The following is an 11934-nucleotide window of genomic DNA, read 5'->3' as shown; positions in this document are numbered from 1 at the left end:
CGGGCGTGGCGGCGCTGCCCGCGCTGGTGCGGCAGGTCGGGCGGTCGGCGGGTCTGCGCACCGAGTTGCGCACCAGCGGTGAGCCGCGTCCGCTGCCCCCGGACACGGAGATCGCCGTCTACCGTGTGGTGCAGGAGGCGCTCACCAACACGGTGAAGCACGCGTACGCTTCCTGCGCGACCGTGCGACTGGACTGGGCGGAGGACTCTGTGATGCTCACGGTGACCGACGACGGACGGGGACCGTCCGCGGAGGGCGGCGGGCACGGGCTGATCGGCATCCGGGAACGGGCCGCCGCGTGCGGCGGCAGCGCCGAGACCGGCCGTGGCCCGGACGGCGGCTTCCGGGTCGTCGTCCGGCTGCCCGTGCCGGCCGGCCGGCACGCGGCCCTCGGGTGAGCATCCGGGTGGTCGTCGCCGACGACCAGGAGCTGGTGCGGGCCGGGTTCGGGATGATCCTGGACGCGCAGGACGACATCGAGGTGGTCGCGGAGGCCGGTGACGGCGAGGAGGCGGTGGCGGCGGTGCGCCGGCACGCCCCCGACGTGCTGCTGCTCGACATCCGTATGCCGGTGATGGACGGTCTGGAGGCGGCCCGGCGGGTGTGCGCGCAGTCGGACTGCAAGGTCGTCATGCTGACCACCTTCGACCTGGACGAGTACGTGTACGACGCGCTGTACGCGGGCGCCAGCGGCTTCCTGCTGAAGGACGTGCGCCGGGACGACCTGGTGCACGCGGTGCGTGTCGTGGCTGCCGGCGAGTCGCTGCTCGCGCCGACGGTGACGCGCCGGCTGGTCGCCGATCTCGTACGGCGCCGCCGGGAGCAGGCCGCCGCCGAGACGGCCACCCCGCAGCGCCTGGACGCCCTGACCGCGCGCGAGGTGGAGACGCTGCGCCTGCTGGCCCGGGGGCTGTCCAACGCGGAGATCGCCACCACGCTGTTCGTCAGCGAGCACACCGTGAAGACCCATGTGAGCAATGTGCTGAGCAAGCTCGGTCTCAGGGACCGGGTGCAGGCCGTGATCTGCGCGTACGAGTCGGGTCTGATCACCCCGGGATCCCCCTGAGGGGTGAGCCGGGCCCGCGTCTCCCCCGTGCGGGCGAGGCACGCGAACCACTCCCGTCGGCGATCCGCCGCACCCCTGTCCGGGACGAGTCTGAGGGCGTCACCGACGCATTCACTCGCCGGGAGGGACCGTGCTCCTCGCACTCGCCCGGGCGGCCACCCGCCGCCCCTTGACCGTGATGCTCCTGTGGGGGCTGTTTCTGCTGCTCGGCTTCGGGCTGGGGACGGGCGTGTTCGCGCGGCTGTCCGACAATGTTCCCGAAGTGCCGGGAACGGAGTCCGAGTCGGCCGCCCAGTACCTGGAGCGGGAGGACCCGGCGGGCGACTCGATCACCGGTGTGGTGGCGGGCACCGCCGTCGCGGATCCTGAGCTGCGCGCCGAGGTCGGGCGGACCGTGGCGGACCTCCGTGACCTCGCCGGGGTCGCCGCCGTGCCGGATCCGTACACCACCCGCGGGCTGACTGCCGAGGACGGGCAGGCGCTGCTCGTCTCCGTCACCCTCGCGGGCGGGCTGGACGACGCGGACCAGGAGCGGACGCTGGACGCGGCGGCCGACCGCATCAAGGAGATCGACGCCCCCCAGGTCCATGTGAGCGGCGGCCCGCTGCTCGGGGAGCAGCTCGGGGAACGGGCCCAGCAGGATGTGAAGAACGCCGAGTTGATCTCCCTGCCGGTGGTGCTGGCGCTGCTGCTCGTGGTGTTCGGCGGGCTGCGCTCGGCGCTGCTGCCGCTGCTGGTGGCGGTGAGCGGCATCGCGGGGGCGTTCCTGGCGCTGTTCGCGTTCAGCGAGGTCACCGACATCTCCGTGTACGCGATCCAGGTGACGACGATGCTGGGGCTCGGGCTCGCGGTGGACTACGCGCTGCTGATGCTGGTGCGGTTCCGTGAGGAGCGCCGGCACATCGAGGACGTCGTCGAGGCGGTGCACCGCACGGTCGCAGCGGCCGGGCGGACGGTGCTGTTCTCGGGTCTGACGGTGGCGGTGAGTCTGACCGGGCTGCTGGTGTTCCCGAGCGTGTTCCTGCGCAGCATGGGCCTGGCCGTCGCCGCGGTGGTCGTGGTCGACATGCTGGCGGCGCTGACCCTGCTGCCGGCGCTGCTGACGCGGTTCGGCGGGCGGATCGCCCCGGCGAAGACGCGGCCGGAGGGCGAGGAGGGGCGGCTGTTCGGCCGTATCGCCGCCTTCGCCGCGCGGCGCCGGATCGCCGTCCTGGCCGTGGTGGTCCCGGCGCTGCTGGTGCTGGCGCTGCCGGTGACGGGCATGCGGATCTCCGTGGGCGACGCCCGGCAGCTGCCCACCGACACCGAGGCGCGGCAGCTGTACGACACCGTCGGCGAGCACTTCCCGCCGGGCACCGGGGTCTCGCCGATCACTGTGGTCGTCAAGCCCGGCACCGACGCGGCGACGGCGGACCGGATCCGCGCGCTGTCGCCGGGCGCGGTGACCCGTGAGCTGCCCGGTGGCGGCGAGGTGATCGAGGTCCGGCCGCCCGGCGAGGTCGACGGAACGGCGGCCACCGACCTGGTCGAGCGGGTACGGGACCTGCGCGGCGGCGAGCCGGTCGAGGTCACCGGGACCGCCGCCCGGCTGGTCGACTTCCGGGCGATGCTCTCCGACCGGGCGCCCTGGGCGGTCGTGACCGTGCTCGGCGGGATCCTGCTGCTGCTGTTCGCGTTCACCGGTTCGGTGCTGCTGCCGCTGCGGACCATCGCGACGACGCTGCTGAGCCTGGCCGCCGCGCTGGGTGTGGTGGTGTGGGTGTTCCAGGACGGTCATCTGGCCGGGCTGCTGGGCGCCGAGGGGCTGGGCGCGCTCAGTCTCACCGCGCCGCCGCTGATCGTGGCGATCGCGTTCGGACTCGCCATGGACTACGAGCTGTTCATCCTGGCGCGGATGCGGGAGGCACGGCAGCACGCCCGTGACGAGCGGGAGGCCGTGGTGACGGGTCTGCGCCGCTCGGGCCGCGTGGTCACCTGTGCGGCGCTGCTGCTGGCCGTGGTGTTCGGCGCCTTCATGACGGGCGGCTTCTCGCCCATCCTGCAGATCGGTCTCGGTCTCACCCTGGCCGTGCTGGTGGACGCGACCGTCGTCCGGATGCTTCTCGTCCCGGCCACCATGGCCCTGCTGGGCCGCCGCGCCTGGTGGGCCCCGGCACCGCTGCGCCGGGCGCACGCCCGCTTCGGCCTCCACGAGGAGGCGGAGACACCCCGGCCGCGGGTGCCGGAGAAGGTCTGACCGCAGGGTGCCGTTCGCGGTGGGGGCAGGCGCAGTGCGCTTGCCCCCATTCGCACCGTTCATGAGCTGAACTCACCTGTCCCGCAAGGACTTTCTCGGTTACACCTCTTGACGGCCAAGAGGTCGGGGAGCACATTGGCGACACCCTTGAGAGCGCTCTCAGAACAGCGACCGGGCGCTCCCGAAGGCACTCCCCGCATTCGGCCATCCGTATCCGAGAGGCATCCCCACATGAGTGACCCCTCCGGCACACCCCGCACCTCTCGCACCCCGCACAGACCCCGCCCCGTGCGGCGGGCCCTCCTCGCCGTCGTCAGCGCGCTCGGCCTCGCGGCGGCCGCCACGAGCATCGCCAGTCCGTCCGCGAGCGCCGCCGCGCCGCCTCCCCCGTCGGGCTGGAACCAGGTCTTCGTCGACGACTTCGACGGCCCGGCGGGCAGCGGCGTCGACACCTCCCGCTGGCAGTACGCGACCGGCAAGGGCTACCCGGGCGGCCCCGCCAACTGGGGCACCGGTGAGATCGAGACGATGACCTCCAGCACGGAGAACGTCTCCCTCGACGGCAACGGCAACCTGCGGATCACCCCGCGCCGCGACGCCGCCGGCAACTGGACCTCGGGCCGCATCGAGACCAACCGCACCGACTTCCAGCCCCCGGCCGGCGGCACGCTGCGCGTCGAGAGCCGCATCCAGGTGCCGAACGTCACCGGCGCCGCCGCCAAGGGCTACTGGCCGGCGTTCTGGATGCTGGGCGCCCCCTACCGCGGCAACTACTGGAACTGGCCGGCGGTCGGCGAGCTGGACATCATGGAGAACACCCAGGGCATGAACACGGTGTTCGCCACGATGCACTGCGGCACCGCGCCGGGCGGGCCCTGCAACGAGCACAGCGGCATCGGCGGTTCGACCACCTGCCAGGGCACGACCTGTCAGGCCGGCTTCCACACCTACCGGTTGGAGTGGGACCGCTCGACCAGCGTGGAGGAGATCCGCTTCTACCTGGACGGCACCAACTTCCACACCGTGCGCGAGAACCAGGTGGACGCGACCACCTGGACGAACGCCACGAACCACGGCTACTACATCATCCTCAACGTGGCGATGGGCGGCGGCTTCCCCGACGCCTTCGGCGGCGGCCCGGACGCCGGCACCCAGCCCGGCCACTCCATGCTCGTCGACTACGTGCAGGTGCTGACCTCCGGCGGCGGCAGCACCGAGCCCCCGCCGGGCGGTGGCCGTGACGCCTACGGCACCATCCAGGCCGAGTCCTACGACGGCCAGTCGGGCGTGATGACGGAGACCACCTCGGACTCGGGCGGCGGCCGGAACGTGGGCGCGCTCGCGAACGGCGACTGGCTGCACTTCAAGGGCGTCGACTTCGGGTCGAACCCGGCCCGCCAGTTCTCCGCGCGGGTCGCGAGCGGCGCGGCGAGCGGCGTCAGCGGACTGGTCGAGGTGCGCCTGGACAGCCGCGGCAACGCGCCCATCGGCAGCTTCGCGGTGGGCAACACCGGCGGCTGGCAGTCGTGGCGGACCGTCCCCGCGAACATCAGCGCCGTGACGGGCACGCACGACGTGTACCTGACCTTCACCAGCGGCCAGCCGGCGGACTTCGTGAACGTCAACTGGTTCACCTTCGGCCACTGACCCTCACCCGCTCCACCCCCCACAAACCGGCCCTCCCCGGCCGGCCGGAAGGGGCCCCACGCACGCGTGGGGCCCCTTTCAGCGCGTCTGCCGGGCTGCGTCCCGCCGCCCGGACGGGGGCATCGTCGCAGGTCAAGCGAGGATCCGGCGCGTTTCGGGGGCGGTGGGGAGTTAGAGTCGAAACATGCCGATATGCCGGGACGGGCGGTCTCCCGACGGGGCCAGTGATCAGACCGGAAGTGAAGGATCCGGCATACCGGGACACCCTGTATGGGAGGAGCTGATCGTGCCGGGGCATAAACGCGCGGTGCCGGAGGCTCAACACCGTGACGAAGTCGCTGGACGACAAGGGAGTTGACGCCCGATGACCGACGAGACGACCCAGGATCCGGTGGACGACGGCGCGGTGCCGCCCGCAGCGTCGGCGGCCGGCTGGGCGAACCCGCTGCGGGACGCCCAGGACCGCCGGCTGCCCCGGATCGCGGGCCCGTCCGGGCTCGTCATCTTCGGGGTGACCGGTGACCTGTCCCGGCGGAAACTGATGCCCGCGGTGTACGACCTCGCCAACCGGGGACTGCTCCCGCCGGGATTCTCACTGGTGGGCTTCGCGCGCCGGGACTGGGAGGACCAGGACTTCGCGCAGGAGGTGCACGACGCGGTCAAGGAGCATGCCCGCACCCCGTTCCGCGAGGAGGTCTGGCAGCAGCTCTCCGAGGGCATGCGGTTCATCCCGGGCGACTTCGACGACGACGAGGCGTTCAAGCAACTGCGCGCCGCGGTCGAGGAGTTGGACCATTCCCGGGGCACCAGCGGCAACTACGCCTTCTATCTCTCCGTACCGCCGAAGTTCTTCCCGAAGGTCGTCCAGCAGCTGAAGGCGCACGGGCTGGCCGAGGGATCCGAGGGCTCCTGGCGGCGCGCGGTCATCGAGAAGCCGTTCGGGCACGACCTGAAGTCCGCCGAGGAGCTCAACGCGATCGTGCACGACGTGTTCGATCCGGAGCAGGTCTTCCGTATCGACCACTATCTCGGCAAGGAGACCGTCCAGAACATCCTGGCACTGCGCTTCGCCAATCAGATGTTCGAGCCCATCTGGAACCGGTCCTTCGTGGACCATGTGCAGATCACCATGGCCGAGGACATCGGCATCGGCGGCCGGGCCGGCTACTACGACGGCATCGGCGCCGCCCGTGACGTCATCCAGAACCACCTCCTCCAGCTGCTCGCCCTCACCGCGATGGAGGAACCGGCCGCCTTCGACGCGGCCTCGCTGCTCACCGAGAAGCTGAAGGTGCTGCGCGCGGTGCGGCTGCCGCGGGACCTGGGCCGGCACACCGTGCGCGGCCAGTACGCGGGCGCCTGGCAGGGCGGCACCAAGGTGCGCGGCTATCTGGAGGAGGACGGCATCGACCCGTCCTCGACCACCGACACCTACGCCGCCATCAAGCTGGGCATCGACAACCGCCGCTGGGCGGGCGTCCCCTTCTACCTGCGCACCGGCAAGCGGCTCGGCCGCCGGGTCACCGAGATCGCGGTGGTCCTCCAGCGCGCGCCGCACTCCCCCTTCGACACCACCGCCACCGAGGAACTGGGCCAGAACGCCATCGTCATCCGGGTCCAGCCGGACGAGGGCATGACCGTGCGCTTCGGCTCCAAGGTGCCGGGCACGTCGATGGAGATCCGGGACGTGACGATGGACTTCGCCTACGGCGAGTCGTTCACCGAGTCCAGCCCGGAGGCGTACGAACGGCTCATTCTGGATGTCCTCCTGGGGGATGCCAACCTGTTCCCCCGTCACCAGGAGGTGGAAGAGTCCTGGAAGATCCTCGACCCGATCGAGGAGTACTGGGCGTCCCACGGCACACCCGCGCAGTACGCCTCGGGCAGCTGGGGACCCGCGGAAGCCGACGAGATGCTCGCACGAGACGGACGGAGCTGGCGCAGGCCATGAAGATCGACCTGACCGACACCACGGCAAGCAAGATCAACAAGGCGCTGGTGCAGGGCCGCCGGGCGATCGGCACCCCGGCCGTCGGCATGGTGCTGACGATGGTGATCGTCACGGACGAGGAGAACGCCTACGACTCGATCAAGGCCGCCGAGGAGGCCTCGCACGAACACCCCTCGCGCACCCTGGTCGTCATCAAGCGGCACGCCCGCACCCCGCGCGAGCGCACCCACCCCCGGCTGGACGCGGAGGTCCGCGTCGGATCCGAGGCCGGCACCGGCGAGACCATCGTGCTGCGCACCTACGGCGAGGTGTCCGAGCACGCGGACTCGGTGGTGCTGCCGCTGCTGCTGCCGGACGCGCCGGTGGTGGTGTGGTGGCCCGCGGACGCCCCCGACGCCCCCTCGAAGGACCCGCTCGGCGCCCTGGCCCAGCGTCGCATCACCGACCTGTACGCCGCCGAGCACGCCCTGGAGGCCCTGCGCACCCGGGCCCGCACCTACGCGCCCGGCGACACCGACCTCGCCTGGACGCGGCTGACGCCGTGGCGTTCGATGCTGGCCGCCGCCCTCGACCAGGCCCGGCTGAAGGTGACCTCGGCGGCCGTGGAGAGCGAGGCCGACAACCCGAGCGCGGAGCTGCTGGCCCGCTGGCTCGAGGCCCGGCTGCACGTGCCGGTGGAGCGGGTGGAGACGCCGGGGCCGGTGGTCACGGGCGTCCGCCTCGGCACCGTCGACGGCGAGATCGTCATCGACCGCCCCGAGGGCCCGCTGGCCACGCTGTCCCTGCCGGGCCAGCCCTCCCGCCGGCTCGCCCTGAAGGTCCGGCCCACCTCCGAGCTCATCGCCGAGGAGCTGCGCCGCCTGGACGCGGACGAGATGTACGCGGTGGCGCTGCGCGGCGAGGTGGGCGAGGGGGTACCTGCCCATGCCTGACACGGCCGTGCCGACGCGGCGCCGCGGGTGCGGTGCCCGACTCGGCGAGGTCCGGGTCCAGCGCCTCGCACCCGCCCTCCCCTCGGGCACCGCACTGCCCGTCCCCGGTCCGTCCGATCCGTCCGATCCGTCCGATCCGTCCGATCCGTTTACGGCCGCCCGCGTGGGCCGCCCCACCCGAACTCAGGAAGTGAACTGACATGCAGATCGGTCTTGTTGGTCTCGGCAAGATGGGCGGCAACATGCGCGAGCGCCTCCGCAACGCCGGCCACACCGTCGTCGGGTACGACACCAATCCCGAGCTCTCCGATGTGCCCAGCCTGGCCGACCTGGTGGACCGGCTCGACCGGCCGCGCGCGGTCTGGGTGATGGTGCCGGCCGGCGGGCCCACCCAGCAGGTCGTCGACCGGCTGGCGAGTCTGCTCAAGCACGACGACATCGTGATCGACGGCGGCAACTCCCGCTGGACGGACGACGAGAAGCACGCCAAGGAGCTGGCCGCACGGGGCATCGGCTTCGTCGACGCCGGTGTCTCCGGCGGCGTCTGGGGGCTGGAGCACGGCTACGCCCTCATGGTCGGCGGCGAGAAGCAGCACGTGGACCGGCTCAAGCCGGTCTTCGAGGCGCTCAAGCCGGAGGGGCCGTACGGCTATGTCCACGCGGGGAAGGTCGGCGCCGGGCACTTCGCGAAGATGGTCCACAACGGCATCGAGTACGCCATGATGCAGGCCTACGCCGAGGGCTGGGAGCTGCTGGAGAAGGTGGACTCGGTGGACAACGTCCGCGAGGTGTTCCGCTCCTGGCAGGACGGCACCGTCATCCGGTCCTGGCTGCTGGACCTCGCGGTGAACGCGCTCGACGAGGACGAGCACCTGGAGAAGCTGCGCGGCTACGCCGAGGACTCGGGCGAGGGCCGCTGGACGGTGGAGGCCGCCATCGACAACGCGGTCCCGCTGCCGGCGATCACCGCATCGCTGTTCGCCCGGTTCGCCTCCCGCCAGGACGACTCGCCGCAGATGAAGATGGTCGCGGCGCTGCGCAACCAGTTCGGCGGGCACGCCGTCGAGACGGCGAAGAAGGCGTAACGGGCCGTGGGGGACCTGCTGCTGGCCCGGCACGGGGAGACGGAGTGGAGCAGATCGGGCCGGCACACCGGGCGGACCGATCTGCCGCTCACCGCCACCGGCGAGGACCAGGCGAAGTCCCTCGCTCCCTTGCTGGCGGGCCGGCGTTACTCCCTCGTGCTCACCAGCCCGCTGCTGCGCGCCCGCCGTACCGCCGAACTGGCGGGCCTGGCCGACGCCGTGACCGAGCCCGACCTGCGGGAGTGGGACTACGGCGCGTACGAGGGCGTCACCACCGCCGAGATCCGTCGCACCCGCCCCGGCTGGGACCTGTGGACGGACGGGGTGCCGCCCGGCCCGGAGCTGCCCGGTGAGTCGCCGCGGCAGGTGGGCGAACGGGCGGACCGGGTGCTGTCCCGGGTGACGGGCGCCATGGAGGAGGGCGACGTCCTGCTCGTGGCCCACGGTCACCTCCTGCGCGTCCTGACGGCCCGTCGCCTGGGGCTGCCGCCGAGGGAGGGCAGGCTGTTCCGCCTGGAGACGGGCACGTTGTGCCGTCTGTCGCTGGAGCACGGGAGACCGGTGATCGAGGAGTGGAACACCCGGCCCTGACAGCGAGGGCCGGCCCTCAGCCTCCCGCGCTCACCTGCACCGCGTGCTGGGCCGCGAGGCGCACCGGGGCGTTGCGGGCGCCGTAGCCGCGGTGGCCGCCGTCGCGTTGGAGGAGTTCGAAGAAGACGCGGCCGGTGGTGAGCGTGTAGCAGTGGCGCAGGGCTCCGTGGGTGTCGCGGTCGTAGAGGATGCCCAGCTCACGGTACGTCTCCAGCTCGTCGTCGGGGAGGTCGTAGCGGGCGGCGAGGTCGTCGTAGTAGTTCGCGGGGATGGGTAGCAGCCGGCCGCCCGCGTCGCGGAAGCGGCGGGCCGCGGCGACCACGTCGTCGGTGGCAAGGGCGATGTGCTGGGCGTGGACGGTGTCGTCCGTCGGCGAGGCGGCGACGGTCAGGGCGATCCGGACGCTGCCGTCGGCGCTGCTGACCGCGCGGCTGCGGCGCAGGCCGTAGGGGTCGGCGACGTCGACGCTGTCCTCGGCGCGCAGGCCCAGCACGGTGCGGTGGAAGAGGACGGCGTCGTCGAAGTGGTGCCAGGGCTGGGTGAGTTGGAGGTGGTCGATGCCGTGCATGAGCGGAGGGGCCGCTGGTGTGGGCTCGGGCGGTGTGTGCGCGGCACGTGTGTGATCGGGCTGTATGTGCCGCTCGGTCGGTGTGTTCCCCGCCCGTGTGGGCCCGGTCCGTGTGTCCCCCGCGCCTGTGCGCCCGGTCGGTGTGTCCCCAGCACGTGTGCGCCCGGTCAGTGTGTCCCCAGCACGTGTGCGCCCGGTCAGTGTGGGCTCCGCACGTGTGCGCCCGGTACATGTGTGCCCGGTCGGTGTGGGCTCGGTCGGTGTGGGCGCGGTGGCGTCGAAGTCGGTTCGCCAGTCGGCCGGTGTGGTGCCGCAGAAGAACAATTCCGTGCCGTCGGGGGCGGCGACCGCGTCCAGTGGGGCGTCCTCGGTGGCTCGGCGGCGCGGGAGGACGGGCGCGAGCAGGGCCTCGGCGCGGCGTGCGGCGCCGGCCGGGTCGGGTGACTCCAGGCCGACCGCGGCGAGCCGGGCGCCCTCACGGCGTACGGCCGTACCGGTGTTGACCAGGATCCGGGCCTCGCCCTGCTCCCACAGGTCGACGGGCTTGGTGCGGTGGCGGGCGGTGCGGGCGAAGCCCAGCGCGCCGAGGAGCCCCGCAAGGGGTTCGGTGTCGGGGGTGAGCAGTTCGGCGAAGGCGACGCCGGTGGGGACGACGGGCGGGGGCGGCGCGGCGACGCCCACCTCCTCCTGGAGCGCCAGCAGCGAACGCCGGGCGTCCACGGCGGTCGGTCCGGCCTCGGCCTGCCGGAAGACGTCGTTGAACACCTCGAGCGACAGCGGCCCGGTGTATCCGGTGCGCAGTACGTGCCGGACCAGTCCGGCGACGTCGAAGCCGCCTTGGCCGGGGAAGCAGCGGTGATGCCGGCTCCATTGGAGGACGTCCATCGCGGGCAGCGGGGCGTCGGCGAGCTGCAGGAAGAAGATCTTCTCGCCGGGGATGTCCTCGATGCCCTTCGGGTCGGAGCCCCGGGAGAGGATGTGGAAGCTGTCCAGGCAGGTGCCGAGCGCCGGGTGGTCCGCGGCTTCGACGATCCGCCAGGCGTGGTCGTACGTGTTCACGTGCCGCCCCCAGGCCAGTGCCTCGTAGGCGACCCTGATGCCGAAGTCGGCGGCGAGATCGGCGAGTTCGGCGAGCTGCGCGGCGGTGAGGGTGTCGTCGTCCATGGCGGCGGGGTCGACGCTGGAGCAGACGAGGACGGTGTCGGCGCCGAGCGCGCGCATCAGCTCGAACTTGTGGCGGGCGCGCCGCAGATTGGCGGTGAACACCTCGCGGGGCACGGCCTCGATGTCGCGCAGCGGCTGGTAGAGGTCGACACTCAGGCCCAGGTCGGCGCAGCGGGCGCGGAGTTCGGCCGGGCCGAGGGGGCTGGCCAGCAGATCGTTCTCGAAGATCTCCACCCCGTCGAAGCCGGCCCGGGCGGCGGCGGTGAGCTTCTCGGTCAGGGTGCCGCTGAGGGAGACGGTGGCGATGGACGTACGCACGTCGGTACCTGCCTTGGGAGTTCCGTGGTCGGCGGACTAGTGGGAGGCGCCGACGGGGGCGGTGAGTTCGGTGAGGTCTGCGAGCATGCGGGCGCTGTCGGGCTCGCGGCCGGTGAACAGGCGGAAGGCGTCCAGGGCTTGGAAGGCGGCCATGCCGCCGCCGTCGAGGACTGCGCAGCCGGCCGCGCGGGCGGTGCGCAGCAGCTCGGTCTCCAGCGGCCGGTAGACGACCTCGGCGACCCACAGCCCGGGGTGCAGCAGTTCGGCGGGCAGGGGCAGCCCGGGGTGGGCGGCCATCCCGGTGGGCGTGGCGTGCACCAGGCCGCCGTTGCCGTCGGCGTCGGCGAGGAGGCGGGGCAGCCGGTCCGGGGGCGCT

Annotated in this window: 9 protein-coding genes and 1 pseudogene; 8 read left to right on the top strand and 2 right to left on the bottom strand. The window is 72.5% G+C overall.

Translation table 11 applies throughout. The annotated features are described in order from the left end of the window. The 8 genes from N4P33_RS25335 to N4P33_RS25300 form a co-directional block, all read left to right on the top strand. Positions 1 to 398 (top strand): sensor histidine kinase (locus N4P33_RS25335; protein ID WP_260829061.1); only part of this gene is annotated, 398 nt, incomplete at its 5' end. Beyond that, the gene (locus tag N4P33_RS25330) at positions 395 to 1066 is read left to right on the top strand and encodes a response regulator transcription factor (RefSeq protein ID WP_260829060.1); all 672 of its coding nucleotides are present in this window, start codon (positions 395 to 397) and stop codon (positions 1064 to 1066) included. The genes N4P33_RS25335 and N4P33_RS25330, both read left to right, overlap by 4 nt. 130 nt (positions 1067 to 1196) lie before the next feature. After that, positions 1197 to 3302 carry an MMPL family transporter gene (locus N4P33_RS25325; RefSeq protein WP_260829059.1) on the top strand — a complete coding sequence of 702 codons (2106 nt, stop codon included), beginning with the start codon at positions 1197 to 1199 and terminating at the stop codon, positions 3300 to 3302. Positions 3303 to 3533: 231 nt separating this feature from the next. Beyond that, complete coding sequence (locus N4P33_RS25320) at positions 3534 to 4949, top strand: glycoside hydrolase family 16 protein (protein WP_260829058.1); 1416 nt, start codon at positions 3534 to 3536, stop codon at positions 4947 to 4949. Positions 4950 to 5313: 364 nt separating this feature from the next. Continuing rightward, positions 5314 to 6900 (top strand): glucose-6-phosphate dehydrogenase, encoded by a 1587-nt coding sequence (gene zwf, locus N4P33_RS25315; protein WP_260829057.1) that lies wholly within the window; start codon positions 5314 to 5316, stop codon positions 6898 to 6900. After that, positions 6897 to 7832, top strand: a complete 936-nt coding sequence (gene opcA, locus N4P33_RS25310) for a glucose-6-phosphate dehydrogenase assembly protein OpcA (protein ID WP_260829056.1) — start codon at positions 6897 to 6899, stop codon at positions 7830 to 7832. Before zwf ends, opcA begins: the two co-directional genes overlap by 4 nt. 200 nt (positions 7833 to 8032) lie before the next feature. Next, positions 8033 to 8917 (top strand): phosphogluconate dehydrogenase (NAD(+)-dependent, decarboxylating), encoded by an 885-nt coding sequence (gene gnd / locus N4P33_RS25305; RefSeq protein WP_260829055.1) that lies wholly within the window; start codon positions 8033 to 8035, stop codon positions 8915 to 8917. Positions 8918 to 8923: 6 nt separating this feature from the next. Then, on the top strand, positions 8924 to 9508 hold the full coding sequence (locus tag N4P33_RS25300) for a histidine phosphatase family protein (protein ID WP_260829054.1): 585 nt from the start codon (positions 8924 to 8926) through the stop codon (positions 9506 to 9508). A 16-nt stretch (positions 9509 to 9524) separates the two neighbouring features. Here N4P33_RS25300 and N4P33_RS25295 read toward each other — a convergent pair whose 3' ends face one another. Both N4P33_RS25295 and N4P33_RS25290 read right to left on the bottom strand, forming a co-directional pair. Then, complete coding sequence (locus N4P33_RS25295) at positions 9525 to 11558, bottom strand: sugar phosphate isomerase/epimerase and 4-hydroxyphenylpyruvate domain-containing protein (RefSeq protein ID WP_260829053.1); 2034 nt, start codon at positions 11556 to 11558, stop codon at positions 9525 to 9527. A 36-nt stretch (positions 11559 to 11594) separates the two neighbouring features. After that, positions 11595 to 11934, bottom strand: a pseudogene (locus N4P33_RS25290) (shikimate dehydrogenase); the annotation flags it as partial.

The sequence above is a fragment of the Streptomyces sp. 15-116A genome, assembly GCF_025290915.1.
In the GTDB taxonomy this organism is placed as follows: Bacteria; Actinomycetota; Actinomycetes; order Streptomycetales; family Streptomycetaceae; genus Streptomyces.
The sequence above is the reverse complement of the archived record's forward strand: the minus strand, read 5'-3'. Positions and strand labels throughout refer to the sequence as shown.

What these genes read in the sequence shown, in the direction of transcription:
- opcA (WP_260829056.1), top strand. Translation starts at nt 6,897, where the DNA reads ATGAAGATCGACCTGACCGACACCACGGCAAGCAAGATCAACAAGGCG.
- gnd (WP_260829055.1), top strand. Translation starts at nt 8,033, where the DNA reads ATGCAGATCGGTCTTGTTGGTCTCGGCAAGATGGGCGGCAACATGCGC.
- zwf (WP_260829057.1), top strand. Translation starts at nt 5,314, where the DNA reads ATGACCGACGAGACGACCCAGGATCCGGTGGACGACGGCGCGGTGCCG.
- N4P33_RS25320 (WP_260829058.1), top strand. Translation starts at nt 3,534, where the DNA reads ATGAGTGACCCCTCCGGCACACCCCGCACCTCTCGCACCCCGCACAGA.